At 54.1% G+C, this 19938-nt stretch carries 16 protein-coding genes; 8 read left to right on the top strand and 8 right to left on the bottom strand.

Annotated features, from left to right (window positions below):
- Positions 1 to 93 precede the first annotated feature (93 nt).
- The gene (locus ACFFJP_RS00425) at positions 94 to 2289 is read left to right on the top strand and encodes a M3 family metallopeptidase (protein ID WP_377239317.1); all 2196 of its coding nucleotides are present in this window, start codon (positions 94 to 96) and stop codon (positions 2287 to 2289) included.
- 256 nt (positions 2290 to 2545) lie between these two features.
- On the opposite strand, the gene ACFFJP_RS00420 is transcribed toward ACFFJP_RS00425, so the two are convergent.
- Positions 2546 to 3409 carry a PhzF family protein gene (locus ACFFJP_RS00420; protein WP_377239315.1) on the bottom strand — a complete coding sequence of 288 codons (864 nt, stop codon included), beginning with the start codon at positions 3407 to 3409 and terminating at the stop codon, positions 2546 to 2548.
- 140 nt (positions 3410 to 3549) lie between these two features.
- On the opposite strand from ACFFJP_RS00420, the gene ACFFJP_RS00415 reads away from it, so the two are divergent.
- Entirely contained in the window at positions 3550 to 3966 is a 417-nt protein-coding gene (locus ACFFJP_RS00415; RefSeq protein WP_377239313.1) for a GNAT family N-acetyltransferase, read from the top strand.
- Positions 3967 to 3977: 11 nt separating this feature from the next.
- On the opposite strand, the gene ACFFJP_RS00410 is transcribed toward ACFFJP_RS00415, so the two are convergent.
- Both ACFFJP_RS00410 and ACFFJP_RS00405 read right to left on the bottom strand, forming a co-directional pair.
- Complete coding sequence (locus tag ACFFJP_RS00410; protein ID WP_377239311.1) at positions 3978 to 4388, bottom strand: MerR family transcriptional regulator; 411 nt, start codon at positions 4386 to 4388, stop codon at positions 3978 to 3980.
- 13 nt (positions 4389 to 4401) lie between these two features.
- On the bottom strand, positions 4402 to 6705 hold the full coding sequence (locus tag ACFFJP_RS00405; protein ID WP_377239309.1) for a heavy metal translocating P-type ATPase: 2304 nt from the start codon (positions 6703 to 6705) through the stop codon (positions 4402 to 4404).
- 150 nt (positions 6706 to 6855) lie between these two features.
- Here ACFFJP_RS00405 and ACFFJP_RS00400 point away from each other — a divergent pair, with 150 nt between their 5' ends.
- Both ACFFJP_RS00400 and ACFFJP_RS00395 read left to right on the top strand, forming a co-directional pair.
- Positions 6856 to 7995: an alpha/beta hydrolase gene (locus ACFFJP_RS00400; RefSeq protein ID WP_377239307.1), complete on the top strand. Its 1140-nt coding sequence runs from the start codon at positions 6856 to 6858 to the stop codon at positions 7993 to 7995.
- A 17-nt stretch (positions 7996 to 8012) separates the two neighbouring features.
- Positions 8013 to 8876, top strand: a complete 864-nt coding sequence (locus ACFFJP_RS00395) for a DUF8812 domain-containing protein (protein WP_377239306.1) — start codon at positions 8013 to 8015, stop codon at positions 8874 to 8876.
- Positions 8877 to 9107: 231 nt separating this feature from the next.
- On the opposite strand, the gene ACFFJP_RS00390 is transcribed toward ACFFJP_RS00395, so the two are convergent.
- A complete protein-coding gene (locus ACFFJP_RS00390; RefSeq protein ID WP_068069975.1) occupies positions 9108 to 9713 on the bottom strand; it encodes a short chain dehydrogenase in 606 nt (201 codons plus the stop codon).
- 143 nt (positions 9714 to 9856) lie between these two features.
- On the opposite strand from ACFFJP_RS00390, the gene ACFFJP_RS00385 reads away from it, so the two are divergent.
- The gene (locus ACFFJP_RS00385) at positions 9857 to 10744 is read left to right on the top strand and encodes a LysR family transcriptional regulator (protein ID WP_377239304.1); all 888 of its coding nucleotides are present in this window, start codon (positions 9857 to 9859) and stop codon (positions 10742 to 10744) included.
- A 251-nt stretch (positions 10745 to 10995) separates the two neighbouring features.
- Here the strand turns inward: ACFFJP_RS00385 and ACFFJP_RS00380 are convergent, their stop codons facing one another.
- Entirely contained in the window at positions 10996 to 11919 is a 924-nt protein-coding gene (locus ACFFJP_RS00380) for a LysR family transcriptional regulator (protein WP_377239303.1), read from the bottom strand.
- 403 nt (positions 11920 to 12322) lie between these two features.
- Here ACFFJP_RS00380 and ACFFJP_RS00375 point away from each other — a divergent pair, with 403 nt between their 5' ends.
- From ACFFJP_RS00375 to ACFFJP_RS00365, 3 genes are all read left to right on the top strand, one after another.
- On the top strand, positions 12323 to 13936 hold the full coding sequence (locus ACFFJP_RS00375; protein ID WP_377239301.1) for a GMC family oxidoreductase: 1614 nt from the start codon (positions 12323 to 12325) through the stop codon (positions 13934 to 13936).
- A 9-nt stretch (positions 13937 to 13945) separates the two neighbouring features.
- Positions 13946 to 15910: an alkyl/aryl-sulfatase gene (locus ACFFJP_RS00370; protein ID WP_377239299.1), complete on the top strand. Its 1965-nt coding sequence runs from the start codon at positions 13946 to 13948 to the stop codon at positions 15908 to 15910.
- A 157-nt stretch (positions 15911 to 16067) separates the two neighbouring features.
- Positions 16068 to 17174, top strand: a complete 1107-nt coding sequence (locus ACFFJP_RS00365; protein WP_377239297.1) for a serine hydrolase — start codon at positions 16068 to 16070, stop codon at positions 17172 to 17174.
- Between the two features lie 22 nt (positions 17175 to 17196).
- Here the strand turns inward: ACFFJP_RS00365 and ACFFJP_RS00360 are convergent, their stop codons facing one another.
- The 3 genes from ACFFJP_RS00360 to ACFFJP_RS00350 form a co-directional block, all read right to left on the bottom strand.
- Positions 17197 to 18384, bottom strand: coding sequence for a JmjC domain-containing protein (locus ACFFJP_RS00360; RefSeq protein WP_377239296.1), 1188 nt, complete (start codon positions 18382 to 18384; stop codon positions 17197 to 17199).
- 99 nt (positions 18385 to 18483) lie between these two features.
- A complete protein-coding gene (locus ACFFJP_RS00355) occupies positions 18484 to 19011 on the bottom strand; it encodes a nuclear transport factor 2 family protein (protein ID WP_377239295.1) in 528 nt (175 codons plus the stop codon).
- 146 nt (positions 19012 to 19157) lie between these two features.
- Positions 19158 to 19892: a hypothetical protein gene (locus ACFFJP_RS00350; protein ID WP_377239294.1), complete on the bottom strand. Its 735-nt coding sequence runs from the start codon at positions 19890 to 19892 to the stop codon at positions 19158 to 19160.
- Positions 19893 to 19938: the final 46 nt, after the last annotated feature.

Below are 19938 nucleotides of genomic sequence, written 5' to 3'. Positions count from 1 at the left end.
AAAAATTCGTGATATTGTCACAATGTTTGGCATACTCGGTCGACTGATTCCAGTGATAACAATAGTCAAACTTCTGTTCCAGAGGACTCCACGATGAAAAAAACTCTCGTTGCGACCACAGTCGCTACTGTATTGGCATTAAGCGCCTGTACCGACAATAAACCGGCTGCGCCTGAGCAAAGTGCAGCAGCTCCGGCAGATGCTGCAGCGGCAAAAGCTGAACCAGCTACAGCCGCAGTGGCTGCAGAGAATCCATTGCTGAAACGCAGTGCTCTGCAGTATCAAGCACCTGAATTCGACAAAATCAAAACCGAGCATTTCCTGCCAGCAATGCTGCAAGGCATCGAAGAGCACGCCAAAGAAATTGAAGCTATCGCCAATAACGCTGAACCCGCCACTTTTGACAACACTATCGTGGCGATGGAAAAAACCGGTGACCTGCTGGGCCGTTCCAGCGGTATCTTCTTCAACCTGTCAGGCTCCAACAGCAATGCTGAGATCCTGAAAATCCAGGCCGAAATTTCGCCAAAACTGGCCGCTCACAGCGACAATATCAACCTGAACCCAACGCTGTTCGCCCGTGTCAAAGCCGTGTACGACAACCGTGCCAGCCTGAATCTGGACCCGGAATCGCTGCGTCTGACCGAAGTGACCTATGAGCGTTTTGTTCGCGCTGGTGCTCAGTTAAACGACGAGCAGAAAACCCAAATCCGCGCACTGAATGAAGAAAGCTCAAAACTGACCACCAAGTTCAGCCAGAATCTGCTGCAAATCACCAAAGACATCGCGATTTTTGTTGACGATAAAGCCAAACTGGCCGGTTTCTCTGATGCTGAGATCGCTGCAGCAGCTGAAGGCGCTAAAGCCAAAGGTCAGGATGGCAAGTACATCATTGAAATCACGAACACCACACGTCAACCAGCGTTAGCACAACTGGAAAACCGTGAACTGCGTCAGCAAATCTGGGAAGCTTCGGCGTACCGTGGTACCAAAGGTGAAACTGACAACCGGCCAATCGTTGCCCGTTTAGCGCAAATCCGCGCTGAGCGTGCCAAGTTACTCGGCTTTGACACCCATGCGCATTTCTCGCTGGACCAAAGCATGGCGAAAAATCCGAAAGCGGTAATGGACATGCTGGGCAGCATGGCGCCGACTGTGGTGGAAAACACCAAAAAAGAAGCCGCAGCCATTCAGGACATGATCAAACAGACCGGCGGCACTTTCGAGCTGCAGCCATGGGACTGGGAGTTCTACGCCGAGAAAGTGCGTAAAGCCAAATACGACTTAGACGAAAACGAAGTGAAACCATACTTCGAATTCAACCGCGTATTACACGATGGCGTGTTCTATACGATGAACAAACTGTTTGGTATCAGCTTCAAAAAACGGCCAGATCTGCCGGTTTACCACCCGGATGTAGAAGCGTACGAAGTATTTGACGCCGATGGCACCAGCCTGGCTATTTTCTACGCCGACTACTTCGCCCGCGAAGGTAAACGAGGTGGCGCCTGGATGAGTTCTTTTGTTGAACAAAGCGAGCTGCTGAATGACAAGCCAGTCGTAGTCAACGTGATGAACATTCCAAAAGGCCCGGCTGGCGAACCGACGCTGGTGAGCTATGACAACGTCACAACGATTTTCCACGAACTGGGCCACGGCTTACACGGCATTTTCTCGAAAGTGAAATACCCGACGCTGGCCGGTACTTCAGTATCGCGCGATTTCGTTGAATTCCCGTCGACCTTCCAGGAAGACTGGGCTGCGCACCCGGACGTGATTGGCAACTACGCCAAACACTACAAAACCGGCGAAGCGATCCCGGCCGAACTGCTGGCGAAAATCATGAAATCACGCAGCTTCAACCAGGGTTTCGACACTCTGGAATATATGGCAGCAGCGTTAGTGGATATGGAATGGCACTCTATTCCAGCCGGTACCAAAATTGATGACGTGGAAAAATTTGAAGCCGACGCGCTGAAAAAACACGGTGTTGATTTAGCGGTAGTGCCACCACGCTACAAATCAACTTACTTCAGTCACTCAATGGGCGGCGGTTACTCAGCTGGTTACTACGCTTACATGTGGTCCGAAATTCTGGCGGCTGACGCTTTTGCATTCGTGCAGCAGCAAGGTGGCCTGAAACTGGAGAACGGTGCCAATTTCCGTAAGAACATCCTGTCTGTCGGTAACACCAAAGACCCGATGGAAGCTTACAAAGCCTTCCGTGGCAAAGAGCCGACCACCGATGGTCTGCTGATCCGCCGTGGTCTGAAAGCTGCCGTGAACTAAGTTCGTGCGCTGAGCGGCGTTTCACTGTCTCAGCAACATGAGCCAATCATCAGGGGACTTCGGTCCCCTTTTTTCTGCCTGACAAAAACACCACAGACTTGATCTGCCTCAAACCATACCACCGTACTCTATCCTAGGCTTAACCCGAACATTTGGTGTTTCCGCGTGTCCCGCACACGCCATCAGCTGGTTCGTTTTCCTGTGAGTAACTTTGCCCGGTCTCTGTCCCGGGCTATTTTTTGCCTGTTCTGCCGCATCAAGCGCAAGCTGAAACTTCCGGCAGGCCGCGCACGACCGCATGCAAAGCGATCTGATCCGCTGAATGTGCAGCCACGATAAAATAACCACCGGCACTGGAGAGTTGCTGTACCTGCAACTGCTGGGTACCAAAGTGTCGCAGCCAATAAGGTGCCAATGAACATTGCGCCGAACCAGTCGCCAGATCTTCGTTGATACCGATGTTGGGCGCAAAATAACGCAGCACGTAGCCGATGACAGTCTGGCCATCGTCTGCATAGAGCGGCGCAGTCAGAATGGTGGCGTGGTAAGGCTGTAGTTGCCGCAGCGCAGCAAAATCTGGTTCAAAGGCCTGCACCTGCGCGGCGCTTGCCAGCACTAAAACTAAGTCCCGTGTGGCAAAATAGTCGGTCAGCACTAGACCCTGCGCCGACAATCGCAAAGATTCGGTCAACTGCCTCAGTTCCGCGGGGCGTTGTGCCGGCCAGGCCGGTAAACACATGACAAAACTGTTGTGACCAGCTGACAACCCCGCCACTGACAGTGAGCTACGCGCGACGCTGATATTGCCAAACATGCTGGTGAGCACGACCTGCTGCCACTGTGGCCGCAGGGACAGTACAAAAGCAGCTGCCGCCAGACTGCCATGACCACATAAGTTAATTTCCTGACGACCGGCAAACCAACGCACCGGTATCGGCTGCGCTGTTGCTGGTGCCGGCGGCAATAAAATAAATACCGTGACAGGCGCCGACTGCGCCGCTGCAAACGTCTGCAACATCAGATCGGCAGGCCAAGCCGTCAGCGCACAGACAGCGGCCGGGTTCCCTGCCGTACTCCCGCTACAAAACACATCTAATACAAATGCTTGCATATTCTCCATTGCGCCTATTCCTGTGATTTTGCACTATGTCTGACGGTCGGGACCTGCCAAGCAGCTTATCAAAGATGACCGGCAAAACCACATCATGACTTTTATTAAACGGCTTTCATTAAACGGCTTTCACTGACAGGAACATCACCATGCCTTATGTGCTGGAATCGCAAACACCCACTGTTGAAGATTATTGTCATTTACGCGTCGCGACCGGCCTCAGTCCGAAAACGCCAGCCGCCGCCCGGATTGGTCTTGCAGCCACGTTGTTTGCCGTGCAGATCCGTTTTGACGGCAAGGTGATTGGCATGGGCCGGTTGGTTGGCGATGGTGGCTGTCACTGCCAGATTTGTGATATCGCCGTGTTGCCGCAGCATCAGGGCAAAGGCCTCGGTAAACAAATCATGCAGGCGCTGATGCATTATGTTCAAACGCAGTTACCGGACAGCTGTTATGTCAATCTGATCGCCGATGGCGACGCCAAGTACCTGTATCAACAATTCGGTTTTGCTGACGTAGCGCCAGAGTCGATTGGCATGGGGCTGACCTTGCCGCTGACCCGCTAATGGCGGGTCATTTAGTCTTTCTGCCCGCTCAGTTCGCGCAAAATACTGCAGTCAGATGAATCGTCACCGGCACAATGATTTACCAGACTTTGTAATTGCTGCTGCAATTGTTGCAACTGGCTGATTTTAGCGCTGACCAATGCTAACTGCTCTTGAGCCAGCGCCTGCACATCACGACTGGCGCGGTCGGGTTGCTGCCATAGTACCAATAAGGCTTCCACCTGAGCCAAAGAAAAGCCCAGCTGCTTCGCCTGATAAATCAGCTGTAACTGCGCCAGCTGACTTTGCGGATACAATCGATAGCCGCTGGGGCTGCGGCCCGGTTTTAACAACCCCCGGCTTTCATAATGCCGCAGCATTTTGGCGCTAAGGCCAGTCAGTTTGCTTGCTTCACCGATGGTCAGCCAGTCCTTCGCCATCATCGCCCTTCCTCTCTCATTGCTGTCCCTTTGCCAGCGCAAGCTGTGGCGTCCAGCGCTTTAACCGCAATGCATTACTGACCACCAGTACGCTGGACAGCGCCATGGCACCGCCGGCAATCACCGGCGACAAATAGCCCAAAGCCGCCGCCGGAATGGCCAGCAGATTAAAACCAAAAGCCCAGCCCAGATTTTGCCAAATGACCCGGCGCGTCGCGCGGGCGATATCCAGCGCGGCCGCAACTTTGCGTAAGTCACCGTCCAGCAGCTGAATACCGGCCACCGCTGCTGCCACTTCGGTGCCACTCGCCAGCGCGATGCCCAAATCGGCCTGCGCTAAGGCAGGCGCATCATTGATACCATCACCGACCATCGCCACTTTGCGGCCGCGTTGCTGCGCCTGTTGCAAGTATTCCAGCTTTGCCGCCGGTGTCATCGCGCTGTGATAGTCGGCAATGCCCAAGGCATCTGCGACCTGCGCCACAGTGCGGGCATTGTCGCCACTGAGCAGTGCCAGCTGATAACCTTGTGCCTGCAGCAATTGCACCGCCGCAGCGCTGTCTGGGCGGATTTGGTCTTGTAGCCAAAATACCGCGACCAGCTGCGGTTGCGGGTCCAGCTGTATTAAAAACACCTGACTGCCGTCATGCGATTGTAAGTCCGCCGGCAGTGTCAGCCCGGCCGCCTGTAACAGCTGTGCACTCCCCAGCTGCCAGCGCTGATCATTGCTAGTGAGCGTCGCCGCGACGCCAACGCCAGCGATTACCTGAAAACCAGTAATAACCGGTAATGCCGCACTGGCGTCCAGCCGGAACGCTTTTGCCAGCGGATGTTCACTGTGTTGCTGCAACGCACAGGCGATGCTGAACAACTCAGCTTCAGCTTGAGCGGTAAAGATCTGACGCGCGCTGATCTGCGGCATTCCTTGCGTTAACGTGCCGGTTTTATCAAACGCCAGCAGCTGTAACTGACTCGCTTGATCCAGCACGGCTGCATTTTTCAGCAAAATGCCGTGTCGCGCCGCCTGGCCTAACCCCACCACCAAGGCCGCGGGCGTGGCAAGGCCGAGCGCACAAGGGCAAGCGATCACCAGCACTGCGACTGCGTTTAAAATGGCCACTGCCCAGTCGCCGCTATAAAATCCGTGCCCCAGCAGCGTCAGCAGTGCAATCACCAGCACCACCGGCACAAACACGGCGGCAATGCGGTCGACCCATTGTTGCACCGGCGCTTTTTGCAGCTGCGCCTGTTCCACCTGCCGGATCAACTGCTGTAGCTGCGAATCATGCAGGGCGCTACTGGCCTGATACTCCAGCACGCCATCCAGATTCAGCGCACCACTGCGCAGTTTGCTGCCAACCTCTTTCAGCAATGGCAGACTTTCACCACTGACCAAGGCTTCGTCAACCTGACTGCGGCCGCTAAGCACCACGCCATCCAACGCGATCCGCTCACCGGGTTTAACCTGCAGATGCATGCCGGCGCGAACTTGCGTCAGCGCCAGCAGTTGCCAGCCAGCACTGTCGCCCTGCCAGACTCTGGCCTGCGCCGGTTGCAATTCTGCCAATGCCTGCAGTGCCGAGCGGGTCTGGGTTTTGGCGCGCTGTTCCAGGTATTTGCCCAGTAACACAAAACTCAACACCAGCGCGGCCGATTCAAAATACAGCTCGGCGTGCCCGCTGTGCCCCGCCGGCGCGCTCAGCCAATGCCACACCGACAAGCCATAGGCCGCGCTGGTGCCAAGCGCAACCAACAAATCCATATTGCCACTGCGGTTTTTTAGTGCATAAAACGCACCGCGATAAAAGCGCGCGCCTAGCCAGAATTGCACTGGCGTGGCCAGCAGCCATTGCCATAGAGGACTCAGCATCCAGTCGAAGCCAAACGGCATCACCAGCATCGGCAACAGCAGCGGCAGACTGAGCAGCAAGGCCAATAACACCGGCCAGAAAGGTTCTTCGTCGACAGGCGCTGCGCCCTGGCGGGTTACACTCGGAATGGCTGTGGTTTGAATGGCTGCTGGCTGAATAGTTGTTGGCTGGCTGGCCGCGGTCTGAGGCGTTGCCGCCAGCTTTTCGGTTGCAGCCGGCTCATCGGTTTCAACCATCGGCTGCACCACCTGAAAACCAGCAGCTTCCACAGCCGCAATCACTCCGCTCAGCGCTTCAGCGTTGTTCAGCTGCAGATGCATTTGTTTCGCCATTAAATCCACTTGCGCGGTCGCCACATCAGGAAGTTGATGCAACACTTTTTCTAAGCGCGCCACACAGGACATGCAACGTAAACCGCTGACAGGTAATACATATTCAACATTATCCATGCTGACAGGCTCCAAATAATCAAAGGGTTCAGCCCTAGTCTGGACCTTAACACGATGGCAAGGTCAAGCGGAAGTTGGCGGTTTTTCAGCTTTCCACTAGGCTTGGATCCAGCCTCGCTCCATCCGTAGCAGACGCACAAGGAACCAGTGATGAGTCAACTCGATTTATACTACGCCACCAACCGCTGTCACCTCGGCAAAGATCGCTGGCAACCGTCCGGTTATGGCAAAAAGTTCAGCGACGATGGCATGGAAAACCTGCGCTTTGGCCGGGTCAGTCTGGACATTGACGATACCAAAGTGCAGAAACATTTGCAGGGACAAGTGGATCAACTCGGCGCGGGGGATGGTCTGGGTCTGATGGCATATCTGAGTAAACTGGTGCCGCGCGCCCAGATTCAGGCATATCGCGAAGATCTGCAAAATGACATTCATCAAGACAGCCAGAGCGCAAAATTGGGCTCGGCCGCGCTGTTCCAAGATATCCAGCAAGCAATGCTACAAAGCTCGGACGTACTGGTGTTTATTCATGGCTTTAATGTGTCGTGGCAGGATGCCGTCGCCAATGCTGCTGCGCTGCAATTGATGTTAAACCGGCCCGGATATGGCGATCCGACGCAAAAAGTGCTGGTGTTATTGTTTACCTGGCCATCCGACGGTCAGGCGTTGCCATTTACCTCTTACCGCAGCGACCGGGCAGAAGCCGAAGGCTCAGGTGCTGCTTTTGGTCGTGGTTTGCTGAAGTTACGTGATTTCTTAGCCAATCTGCGCGACCGGAGCAATCAAGGCCAAGCCCTCTGTGGCCACTGCATTCATCTGCTGTGCCATTCGATGGGCAACTATTTATTGCAACACACTATACGGCGTATCGATGATTTTACGCCCGGTAATGCCTTGCCGCGGTTGTTTGAACAGATATTTTTATGTGCACCCGATGTCGACGATACCGCACTGGAAGATCCGGCCAAATTGGGCAGAATTCATGAGCTGGCGCGCCAGGTCACTGTGTATCACAACAAAGGCGACAACGCGCTGGTGATTTCAGACTATACCAAGGGCAACCCGGATCGGCTCGGATCCGCCGGCGCCGCGAGGCCTGCAGCACTGCACCAAAAGATTCAACAACTCGACTGCAGTCAGCTGGTGCACGGTCTGGTGGAGCACAGTTATTACCTGATCGGCGACATCAATCTTGATCTCCGTCACAGCATGGACGGGGTTGGCCCGGCAGATCCACTGCGCCGCCGGCAACGTCATCCGTTATTTGCCAATGTCTGGCTATTTGCCTGAATCCACCGAGGTTTGCCATGAACCAACAAGGTACTATCACTATTCAGTCTGGCCAGTTAAATCTGCGCCAGGCGCCCGACAGCCAAAGCGCTATTGTCGCCAAACTCAGTAAAGACCGGCCGGTGCAGGTACTGGCGGAAGCCGGCGACTGGTATCGGGTGCGGGCCGGTAATCAGGAAGGCTACGCCGCAAAAGCCTATATCGCGTTGTCTTCGCCCATGCCGGCAGCCACAGCTGTGCCCGTGCTCCCACCGTCAGCACAAGGCAGTCAGGGTGATTTTCAGGTCGACGCCGGCCAGCTGACTTTTGATGCCGAAGGCATGGAACAACGCGGCCGTTATTTTAGCCGCAATCCGCATGTGCCCACCGACAGCTCCGGCGTCACGCTGGGCCGTGGTTACGATATGCGCGATAAAACGCCAGCCGGGATCAATGCGGATTTAACTGCCTGTGGCCTCGATCCGGCCGCCGCCAGTCAGTTTGCCAAAGCGGCCGGTTTAAGTGGGGCGGCTGGCAAATCTTTTATCGTGCAGAACAATCTGAGCACCTTTGAGATCACGCCCGGCCAGCAAAAACTGTTGTTTGCGCTGACCTACCAACAGATGGTGGGCGACGTGCTGCGCATTTGCCAGAAGCCGGATTTGGTGGCGCGGTATGGTGCGACCGACTGGGCCGCACTGCCGGCCAAAGTACGCGATTTGGTGGTCGATTTGCGTTATCGCGGCGATTACACACCATCGAGCCGCGAGCGGATACAGCCTTTACTTGTCGCCAATAACAGCGCTGCCATCGCGCAGCTGATGGCTGATCAAGCTTATTGGTGCGGACCGGAAAAAGTCCCGCAGGACCGCTTTCGCCGGCGTCGCGATTATCTGGCCTGACGGCTTCGCGGTAACCGGTTTCGGTTTCGGAGCTGCAAAACATCATCCCAATTTACCGCCACGATTACTTGCGGCTTACCACCCGTTGCACTTTCACGTAACTACCAATTTCAGTAATCATCCAGTTACTTGACCGACTGCAAAGAGCGAGAAGCAGACATACTGAATTGAAAATGCAGTTAACAAGAGCTTAACGAGCAGTTCGTTAAGCTCATTTCTATGACTTACTGGTCAAGCATCAACAAATAGTACTTGGCCCGTGATAAAACCATCAACTGATCGCTCGAATGCTTTCCCTACAAGCCTGCCGGGTACAGGTTCAAAACCCGGCATCATATCACCGTAAACATCCCATGCCTCTGTCAACACCGTTGGGTTCACGACATTTATGCGGATATTTCTTGGCATCTCATACGCAACGCATTTTACAAAGGTATCAATTGCACCACTTGTTGTTGCATCTGCAATTGCATAAGGAATTGGTTTGACATTTAATATTCCGCTGATCAATGTGAATGAGCCGTTATCAGCGATGTAATCCTGTCCTATGCGTACAAGATTGATTTGGCCCATCATTTTGCTCATCACTGTCGTCATCCACTGAGCTTCTGACATTTCAGTAAATGGGGCATACTCGCAGTACCCGACTGTGTTTACAACTGCGTCGAAGTGTCCGACTTTTTCATACAAGGCTTTGATCGAATCGACGTTGGTTATATCGACGATATGATCAACATCACCAGAGCGACCAGCTGTGATCACTTTATGTTTTGCTAAGCCAGTTAAAGCTGCCTTTCCCATCTTTCCTAAAGCACCAATCAGAATAACAGTTTTCATAAGCCTCACCACCAATGTTGTTTTCGTTAGAGCCATGCTACTGCCCGAACTCAACAATTGAAAACAATGATCTTAGGTGATTGATACCAATTAAAATTGTTATGCTAAATTAACAACCAATTTCTGGTGATATCGGACGATATATGAGTAAGTTAGATCGGTTAGACATTAAGCAACTACGGGTGTTTCAAGCGCTTATTCGTGAAAAAAGCGCTTCTAAGGCCGCGAATCAGTTAGGTTTGACGCAACAAGCTGTCAGTGAGCAACTGAAAAAGCTTAGAGATGTATTCGAAGATAGATTATTTATCAGAAAAACAAATGGATTTATCCCTACACCACTGGCTGAGAACTTATCTGTTGATATAGATAGATTACTTAGAGAGTTTCAAACTTTGTTATCGCCCCGCGTATTCGACCCAGAAAGAGCCCAAGGAACATTCGTTATTGCCGCTACAGATTACGCGCAACAAATAGTGCTACCGCATTTAATTCAAACGTTAAGAACTCAATCGCCTCAATTGAAAATAATTATCAGAGATTTTGAGGTGAATTCAATAAATGACTATATGGAAAGTGGAAAAGTAAATCTTGCGATCTCATTTCCTGACTGTGTTCCTTCGTCGTATCTGACGATGAAACTTTTTGAAGAACAGCATGTATGTGTAACATCAAATTTTTCTAGCATTCCAAAAATAAGTGCAACATTAAAACAAGTCGCTGAGCATCCTAATATTTCAGCATCGCCTTCGCGCCCAAATTTTAAAGGTTCTATTGATGATTGGTTTGAAAAACATGATTTAACGAGAAATGTTGTGATTACAGCACCTTGTTTCTCAGTTGTACCCTTATATCTAAACGTGACAGATTCGCTCGCATTCTTACCTTCAAGAGCTGTGAATGAAAGTAGCTTGGTAGAAATCAAGCTGGATGAAGTGCCAGAACCTTTTGATGTTATTGTCGCGTGGCACCCAAGGACAAACGATGACCCACTTCAAAAGTGGGTTATCTCTAAGTTAGTGCAGTTTACATGAGGCTAATCGCGTCCATGTTTTTTATGAATGTCCGCTTTGGGCACAAAGCCACGTTCTGAAGTAGTTTTCCAACTTTGAGATTTTGACGGTTGAGGCACTGCTCTCGGAGTAGAATTTTGATTAAAGTGTTGAGTTAGCTGCAGCGAGTGGTCCGATGGATTTACCACGACTAGTAAGTTTGCTTTGCAATTGAGTGGTAAATTCAATGCAATGAACCATCGGAGCCAATCACAGAATAGCGGTGCCCCCCGCTATTCTGTCTGTTTTAACTGATACAGCTGCTGGTCATGCTCCTGCAGAAGTTGCATAAAGCGGGCGGCTACCGTCGAGACGGTTCTGGCCTGCAGCCAGGCGCAGCCAAAGCGCGCCTTCAGGCCTAACGCTAAGCCGGGCACGCTGACCAGGGAGCCGGCGGCCAGATCTGCAGCGACCATAAATCCGGGCATCAGCGACACCGCGTCACAATGACGCAATACGTCTTTGAGCATACTCGCCAGATCACATTCCACCGCCAGCAAAGGTGTCTTTTGCTGTTTAGCGGCCGGCCGCAGCTGCTCCAGCGCCTGCCGCATGCCCGGCAGTAAGCTCGGTCCCGCCAGCGGGTAGCTGAAGATGTCTGTGGCGGACGGCTGGGCCAGCTGCGTCAGCGGATGCTGCGGGCGACAGACCGGGATCACTGCATGTTCCTGTAAAGCACTGAAAGCAAAATCCTCCATCTGCTGCACCTGACTCAGTTCAACCACAATCAGGTCAACTTCACGCGCCCGCGCACGATCGGGTAATTCCTGCCACGGCGCTAATACCGTTTTTAATTGCAATCCCGGATGCAGCTGATGCAACCGGCCAATCACCGGGCCGACCAATGCCGAACCGCCATAAGGCCCGACCCCAATGCGCAACTCCCCCAACTCCAGACCTTTGGTCAAGGCGATATCGCGCTCTAAATCGCGGGTGGCGCAATCGAGCGCCCGCGCATGTCGCAACAACAGTTCACCAATTTGAGTCGGCAGCAACGCCCCCCGATTTCGCTCCAGTACCGGCGATCCAACACTGGCTTCCAGCGCCTGAATACTGCGCGTCAATGCAGGCTGGGTCAGATGGACCACTTCGGCCGCCCGGCTAAAACTGCCCTGCTCAATCACGGCCATCAGATGACGCAGTTGGCGTAGCTCCATATATGAGTTCCAGTAATAGTTTTAATGTTTTAAATGCATTGGACAAATAGTAGCCAGCATCTGATGATTCAGCAATCGCGTGATGGCACAGGCTTTAGGGGCTGTTGATCTTTGGTGCTTGTTTTTGCAGCAGTTTGTCACCACGCGGTGGCCGGCTTATGCAAGGCAGTGCGAGCGCCGTGTAGTTATTCTACACAAACGAGTACTAACACAGCAGAAAGAGCTGCCAAACGCTGCCCTGCGGGTTCGTTTGGCGGCGTTTTGGGCTTTGTCACTCGTTGCTCACATAGAATCACTATGCCATGCGCCTCGTTTCGCGCCGAAAACGCCGCCACCACGCGGTGGCCGAAACGAACAAGAATTAATCACCAAAGTTCAACAGCCCCTAGCGGCAGGAGATTTGATGAGCCCACAGCAGTTTGACTACGTCATTGTCGGTGCTGGTTCCAGCGGTGCTGTGCTGGCCGCGCGCCTCAGTGAGAACTCTGCGGTCAGCGTTTGCCTGCTGGAGGCTGGGGGGCCGGATAACAGCATGCTGATCCATGCGCCGGCTGGTGTTGTGGCCATGGTGCCGACCAAAATCAATAACTATGCGTTTGAGACTGTGCCCCAACCGGGTTTAAAAGGTCGCCGCGGCTATCAGCCACGGGGCAAAACACTGGGTGGTTCCAGTTCCATCAATGCCATGTTGTATGTACGGGGCAATCGCTGCGACTACGACCACTGGGCCGCACTTGGCAACCCCGGCTGGAGCTATGACGAACTGCTGCCGCTGTTTAAACGCTCCGAACATAACGAACAGTTCAGCGATGCCTTTCATGGTCAGGGCGGCGGCCTGAATGTGACCTACCAGGCATTTCAAAGCCCGGTGAATGATTTGTTTCTGCAGGCAGCGGTGGCCAATGGCCTCGCGCTGAACCCGGACTACAATGGAGCCGGTCAGGAAGGCGCCTTTCAGTATCAGGTGACCCACAAAAACGGCGAACGCTGCAGCACCGCCAAAGCCTTTCTGACACCCAATCGGAGCAGGCCCAATCTGCACATCATCACAGCTGCTGTTGCGGCCAAGATCATTCTGGACGGCCGGCAAGCGACCGGTGTCGCCTATTACCAACATGGCACACTGCATACAGTGCTGGCCCGGCGCGAAGTCATCATCTCCGCCGGCGCCTTTGGCTCGCCGCAATTGCTGCAACTATCCGGCATAGGTCCGGCCGCTGACTTACAACAACTCGGCATTCCGGTCGTCTGTGATTTACCCGGGGTTGGCCAGAATTTGCAGGATCATATCGACTATGTCCAGGCCTGGCGGGTACCCAGCGACACCGCGACTTTTGGTCTGTCATGGCGCGGCACGGCGAAAATTGCTGCCGCCATGCTGGAATGGAAACAGCACCGGACCGGCATGATCAGCAGCGCGATCGCGACTTGTGGTGCGTTTTTCCGTTCATCCGCTGAGGTGGAGGTGCCGGACTTCCAGCTGGTGTTTGTGCTCGGCATTGTCGATGACCATGCCCGCAAGATGCATCTGGGTCATGGTATTTCCTGTCATGTTGACTTATTGCGGCCATACAGCCGCGGCAGCGTGCGGCTGGCGAGCACAGATCCGCATGTCGCCCCGCACATCGACCCGAACTTTTTAGCAGATCCGCGCGATCTGCCGCTGCTGGTTAAAGGGGCGCAGTTCCAGCAACGACTGATCGAATCCGCTGCTTTTGATGCCATTCGCGGTGACATGCTGTATCCGGTGCAGGCTAACGATCCAGCCGCTATTGCTGAAGACATTCGAAACCGCGCTGATACGCAATATCACCCGGCTGGAACTTGCAAAATGGGCCCCGATCACGACCCGTTAGCCGTTGTCGATGCGCAGTTGCGGGTCCGGGGCATTAAGCGGTTGCGCGTGGCCGACGCCTCCATCATGCCCACGCTGATTGGTGGGAATACCAATGCACCCTGCATCATGATCGGCGAAAAGCTGGCCGATTTACTGCGCCAGGGTGACGCCAATTTCTAGGAGCAAATAATGCAAAAAATACTTAGATGCAGCGGGCTGATCGCACTGCTGAGTTTGTCGGCTTGTGAGCAGAATACCGCGCCGGTTGCGGCAAGCGGTGTCAGTCCCGCAGTGCTGCAGCGCAATAATGATATGGCGAAAACTCTGGATCTGGCCGACCCGCTGGATATGGCGGAAGCCACACGCGGTTTTATTGCCAAACCCTCCGGCCAAATCACCAATGCCGAAGGTACGGTGCTAAAAGATTTTGCCGCTTATGATTTTTTGCAAGGCGCAGCACCGCAGAGTGTTCATCCGGCTTTGTGGCGTCACGCCCTACTCAATGCGCAGGTTGGCTTATTCAAAGTCACCGATGGCGTCTATCAGCTACGGGGTTTTGATATTGCCAATATGACGCTGATTGAAGGCAACAACGGCTTTATTCTGGTTGACCCGCTGACCGCGACAGAATCAGCCGCTTTTGCGCTGGCGTTTGCCCGCCAACATCTGGGCGATAAACCCGTGAGCGGTTTGATCTTCACGCACGCCCACGCCGACCACTTTGGCGGTGCGCTGGGTGTGGTCAGCAGCGAAGAAGTGCAGCAGCGTCAGGTGCCGGTGGTGGCATCTTTGGGGTTTATGGCCGAAGCGACCAGCGAAAACATCATGGTCGGCAACGCAATGGCGCGCCGCTCTATGTATCAGTTTGGTAAAAATCTGCCGCGCAGTGCCACCGGCAATATCGATACCGGGCTTGGCAAAGAGGTGGTGTACGGTTCGATGGGGATTTTGCCGCCGAATATCGTCATCGACCAACCGGTACAGCCGATGCAAATCGACGGCGTCAACTTCGTGTTTTACAACCAACCCGGCGCCGAGTCACCGGCAGAAATGACCTTTAGCTTGCCGGATAAAAAGGTCTTCAATGGCGCGGAGAACCTGAGCCGGACTATGCACAACCTGCTGCCGATCCGCGGCGCCAAAGTACGTGATGCGCTGCAGTGGTCGAAGTACCTGCAACAGTCGCTTGATCTACTGGCTGACACCGAGATCTTTATCGCACAGCACCATCACCCGATGTGGGGCAATGCCCGCATCCGCGAATTCATCAGGGTGCAGCGCGACATGTACAAATATACTCACGACCAAACGGTGCGGTTAATGAATCAGGGCCTGACCGCCACAGAAATTGCCGACCGCATCAGCTTGCCTGAGTCGCTGGCGAAGCAGCTGCATTCGCGCGGCTATTACGGTGATTTGCGCCACAACGTCAAAGCGGTTTATCAGTTTTATCTGGGGTTTTACGATGGCAATCCGGCCCGTCTCGATCCGCTGCCCCCCACTGAAGCCGGCAAACGTTATCTGGCGCTGATTGGCGCCGACAAGGCGTTAAGTGCTGCCCAGACGGCCTTTGACCAGGGTGATTTCCGCTGGGCTGCTGAACTCCTAAACCATCTGGTGATGGCAGACGCCGGCAATCAACAGGCAAAACAGTTACTGGCAAAAACCTTTGACCAACTCGGCTATCAAAGCGAAGCGGCGACCTGGCGCAATGCCTATCTGACCGCAGCCCAGGAATTACGCCAGGGCCCTCCGGCGCAAGGCATTTCCAAAGCGCAGATGCTGGAGATGTTACAGCGGGTACCAACCGAACGATTTCTGGAGGCGATGGCCGCCGGACTGAACGGGCCTGCCGCAGAGGGAAAAGACTACAAAATCAATCTGGTACTGACCGACAGCGGCGAGCAATATGTGCTGTGGCTGGAAAATTCGGTACTGCATTTTAAACCCGCAGCGCCAGAGGCGGACGCCAACGCAACCTTGGCGCTGACCAGCCAAATCTTGGTGAAAATGATTGCTGGTGTAGCCGGCGTCAAAGACACGATTTTCAGTGACGATTTAACCGTGACGGGCAGCAAAATCGATCTGGTGCGGTTCTTCGGCTTGATTGACAAAGCACCGGCAACCTTTCCGATAGTGACGCGGGCAGAATAAGCTTCAACTCATCTCCAGCAGCAATCGGCTGATCCGTTGCAGAGTCAGCCAGCCCTGATCAGACAGATTTACCAGACCTTTACCTCAGGCTGACTGTGCGCTGCAAGCATGTCGTGCCAGACTGAAACGAGTTAGGGCACTACAGGGAAGTACAACTATGCCAATCCGTCGTCAGATCGTCAGTGCGTTATTCACTTCACTTTGTCTGGCGGCTTGTGGCGGCGGCAGCGACACCAGTACGCCGGCAACTCCCACACAACCGCCGCAAGCTAGCTGCGACCTCAGTGCGCTGGAACAAGGCCTGCGCCAGCAGGCCAGCGCAGTGAAAACCGACACTGACTTTACCTTGTTGCTGGAGCGCTTCGACGGCAGAGCCTTCAGCTACTCGCGCGGGGCATCCAGCGCCGTGACGGCTTACGAATCGGCATCAACGTCCAAATGGGTCAGCGCCGTGATTATTCTTCGACTGGTCGACAGCGGCGTGCTGAAACTCAGTGACACCGCAGCCAGCCGGCTAACGGACTGGCCTCTAAGCGCCAATCATCCGCTGTCGCAAATGACTTTGCAGCAGCTGCTGAGTTTTACCTCGGGCCTGACCGAAGAACCCTTATGTCTGAATTTGCCCGGCGCCGATTTTGCCCAGTGTGTGCGCCAGGGCGTCAGCAATAACAGCGCCAATGGCCGCCAGCCGGGCGCCGTGTTTGATTATAATGGCCTGCATTTGCAGGTCGCAGGGCTGATGGCCATTCGCGCCGCCGGAGCTGCTGACTGGCAAGGTCTGTTTCGTAGCTTTGTGCAGCAAACAGGGTTATTCAGCACCGCGCGTTATGACTTGCCGTCTAGCGGCAATCCGCGCCTCGCCGGTGGCATGCACTGGACTGCGCAGCAATATCTGGATTTTTTGCGGGCCTTACAGCAAGGGAAATTATTGTCAGCACCACTGCAGCAACAGATGCTGGCGAATCAACGTGGTAATGCCACGGTGCTGAATTCACCGGCCGTCAGTGGTTTTGGCGCCGACTGGCCTTATGGCCTGGGTCATTGGCTGGAATGCAGCACCGGTCAATCCAATACGGGGCAATGCGCCAGCGCGCAGCGTCACTCCAGTCCCGGCGCCTATGGTGCTTATCCGCTCATCGACTACCAGCACAGCTATCTGGCGATGCTGGCTCGCGAAGGTGCACTCGGTAGTTTTGTCGAAGGCAAAGCGGTGATCGATGCACTAACGCCAGCCATTCAGGCCTGGGCTGGCTGTAAACCCTGACGGGTTGTTGGTCCTGCCAAGCCTAAACCAACTGCAAAAACCCGCTGTGCAGTAGCTTTTCTACCAGCACTAAGCGGACATCGTCGCCAATTGGACCGGGAATGTCTTTGACCGCGAACTGCGGTGTCTGGCGGACAAATTCCATGCTGGGCGCCACCGCCGGATGCACCAGTAGCTGATCGCCGGGGAAACGAAAATCGAGGATATGCGGCAGGACATTGACCTGCCCTATCGCCAGCGGCGTTTGTTGCACCCGCGTCTCGCGGTTCAGCGGCGGCATCTCAGCGGCAGGTTTTGTCAGCTTCGGCAATTCCAGCAGCATGCGGGCCTGCCGGTGTGCTAGCGCTGCTTCGATAAAACCGGGTTGCTGGCATAGCTGCAGCAGCCGTTCCAGCCCTGCCCGCATCTGGGCTCCGGCTAAATCCAGCTCCTGCCCATGGGCCAGTGCATCGGCACGGCCCGCGGCATTGGCCCGCAGCGGTTTTTCAAAATCGGCCATATAGTCGAGCGCGCTGCCAATAGCTTCCCGGATAGTCACCGGCACAAAGCCGATGGAGATATGCAGCGATTCGCCGGTCGATTGCACCGTGTGCGTGGTACCACGCGGCAGATACAATAAATCACCGGGTTTGACGTCATAGATACGGTGCGTGCCAAGCGGTGGCACACTGGCGCCCAGCGCTTTCCATTTATTCGGTAGTTTTGGCGGCTCGTCGGAAATAAACCAGCGTTTGGTGCCCACCAGCTGGATCGCAATCACATCGACTTCATCATCATGCACCGGCGCTTCGGCACCGGTCAGGCTCCAGAACAATACAGTGCTGGCCGGATTGCCAAACAGCAGCGTCAGCGCACGGTTAAACGCCGCCAGTTCTGGTGTAGCATTGGTCACATCTGGAAACCGTACTGTGTAGTCATTCGAGTGATACTCGGCCAGCAAGCCGGCAAAAGCGGCCGCATCAGGCACAGCACGAGGTTTTGGTGCCGGAACTTGTGCCTGACGAATATGGCAGGTCAATGTGGCGGCGTATGCAGCGAACTGACTGAGCAACAGCGCTTTCGGATCCGGTCCCAACAACTGCCGCGCCGGCAACGCCGCATCAGCCGCCAATAACAGTGGGCGGCGGCTGACCACTTCCTGGAAAAACTGCTCATAACTCAAAGGATGCAGCACCTGCGCGAGCAGATGGCGGGCTTGGGCAAGGACCATTGGAACACTCTGCAAATACTCTCGCGGCCAAACAAACCACGATCTCGGGATGGCCCCATTCTTCAGTGCTTTGGCAGATTAATCAAGCCATCTGCAGTATTACAAGCATGCACCGGCAGAGGCGCGACGGGCACCTGCAGCTAACGGCCATAGTTTTAGCTCACCCGGCTTTTGCTCCAGATAATAATACAGAGAAAGCAGCTGCCATTTTTCGCCATTGTGATACCACTGCAGACTGTTGATACCGGTGAAATCCGCATCTTTTTGGGTTGGCGCCCCTCTGGACTCGACCAGACTCAGCACTGTAGCAAACTGACCATACAGCCGTACTTCGCGGCCAATTTCACACTCATAAAAACCTTTGGCACTGACTTGGCTAAGACTTTGCAAAAAAGCAGCGCCACTTTGCTGGCTGAGCGCCCCGCCGGGCCTCGCACCTGCCACCACAGCGTCCGGGTGAAATAAAGGCTGCAACGCCGCAATATCAGCGGCCACACCGGGTGCATGCGACATTGCCTGCCACAGACCGCTGACTGCAGTTTCCAGCTGCTGCGTTTGCGACTCAGCCGCATGGGCGTTAGTCATCAGTGCCATCAAAGCCAGCAAAAAAATACAACTGTTTTTCATATAGATACCTCAATAGCGATGCTAAAACAGCATAACATTGCGGTAGGCATGTCTGTTACGGCTGGGACGACTGGTGGGAACCGCGGGCTGAACCGGGACATGGATTTACAGCCATTCCATGCCAGGAAAGCCCGCAAGCTGTTGGGTTAGCGCTGCGCTCGGCGATACCAGCAAAGCAGACCTAAACCAAAGACTCCGAGTAACCAAGGTGCAGGAGCTGCAACAGTATTTGGTTCCGGCTGGTACTCACGATATAAATACACTCCGGCCCTGGCATCGGCATTATTCAGATCGCCCCAACCATAGTCATCAATGTAATCGACGTAGTCTTCAACAAATTTACGGCTTTTCCGATAGACAACGTGGTAATCAACAACAATGGCAAGGGAACGATGAGTCGATACACCCCAGAAATTAAACTCATCAGCCAATATTCCGCTGGCAAATCCTGCAGAACCATCGGCGAAATCCGCCCAGAAATTCTCAGCATCCAGCTCCGCATCAGCGACATCCCCCAATAATCGAATCAGAGGTGCCGTACTGACCTTGGTATCATAATGATATCCCTGATAATTCAGGCCAAACCAATTCGACATCAGGCTACGGAAATCCAGTTTGGTCGCCACCCGCCAACGGTCTTGTGTTTTAAACTGGCCACCTGCGTCTGTTAAATCTGTCATGACGTCCTGTAAAGAACGACCACGGGTTTCGGTCAGGTCCAGCCATTCCAGGCCTGTGGTCTGATCAACGGTTGTTTTTCCCAGGTCCAGAAAACCCAGGCCTGAAGGGCTGACCACTGTGGCCTGAGCTGACCAACCAGCCAGCAAACCACCACATAAAATACTGATACGCAATAAAGGGGAAACAGAACGGAATGTCATGCAGATCCTCGGTGCAGAATGAAGGAATTTTTGCGTGAGGCTCGAT

The sequence above is a fragment of the Rheinheimera tilapiae genome, assembly GCF_042432165.1.
GTDB lineage: Bacteria > Pseudomonadota > Gammaproteobacteria > Enterobacterales > Alteromonadaceae > Pararheinheimera > Pararheinheimera tilapiae.
This window is presented reverse-complemented; position numbering and strand designations above follow the sequence as displayed.

Coding starts and splice junctions, on each gene's coding strand:
- ACFFJP_RS00425 (WP_377239317.1), top strand. CDS start 94: ATGAAAAAAACTCTCGTTGCGACCACAGTCGCTACTGTATTGGCATTA.
- ACFFJP_RS00420 (WP_377239315.1), bottom strand. CDS start 3,409: ATGGAGAATATGCAAGCATTTGTATTAGATGTGTTTTGTAGCGGGAGT.
- ACFFJP_RS00415 (WP_377239313.1), top strand. CDS start 3,550: ATGCCTTATGTGCTGGAATCGCAAACACCCACTGTTGAAGATTATTGT.
- ACFFJP_RS00410 (WP_377239311.1), bottom strand. CDS start 4,388: ATGATGGCGAAGGACTGGCTGACCATCGGTGAAGCAAGCAAACTGACT.
- ACFFJP_RS00405 (WP_377239309.1), bottom strand. CDS start 6,705: ATGGATAATGTTGAATATGTATTACCTGTCAGCGGTTTACGTTGCATG.
- ACFFJP_RS00400 (WP_377239307.1), top strand. CDS start 6,856: ATGAGTCAACTCGATTTATACTACGCCACCAACCGCTGTCACCTCGGC.
- ACFFJP_RS00395 (WP_377239306.1), top strand. CDS start 8,013: ATGAACCAACAAGGTACTATCACTATTCAGTCTGGCCAGTTAAATCTG.
- ACFFJP_RS00390 (WP_068069975.1), bottom strand. CDS start 9,713: ATGAAAACTGTTATTCTGATTGGTGCTTTAGGAAAGATGGGAAAGGCA.
- ACFFJP_RS00385 (WP_377239304.1), top strand. CDS start 9,857: ATGAGTAAGTTAGATCGGTTAGACATTAAGCAACTACGGGTGTTTCAA.
- ACFFJP_RS00380 (WP_377239303.1), bottom strand. CDS start 11,919: ATGGAGCTACGCCAACTGCGTCATCTGATGGCCGTGATTGAGCAGGGC.
- ACFFJP_RS00375 (WP_377239301.1), top strand. CDS start 12,323: ATGAGCCCACAGCAGTTTGACTACGTCATTGTCGGTGCTGGTTCCAGC.
- ACFFJP_RS00370 (WP_377239299.1), top strand. CDS start 13,946: ATGCAAAAAATACTTAGATGCAGCGGGCTGATCGCACTGCTGAGTTTG.
- ACFFJP_RS00365 (WP_377239297.1), top strand. CDS start 16,068: ATGCCAATCCGTCGTCAGATCGTCAGTGCGTTATTCACTTCACTTTGT.
- ACFFJP_RS00360 (WP_377239296.1), bottom strand. CDS start 18,384: ATGGTCCTTGCCCAAGCCCGCCATCTGCTCGCGCAGGTGCTGCATCCT.
- ACFFJP_RS00355 (WP_377239295.1), bottom strand. CDS start 19,011: ATGAAAAACAGTTGTATTTTTTTGCTGGCTTTGATGGCACTGATGACT.
- ACFFJP_RS00350 (WP_377239294.1), bottom strand. CDS start 19,892: ATGACATTCCGTTCTGTTTCCCCTTTATTGCGTATCAGTATTTTATGT.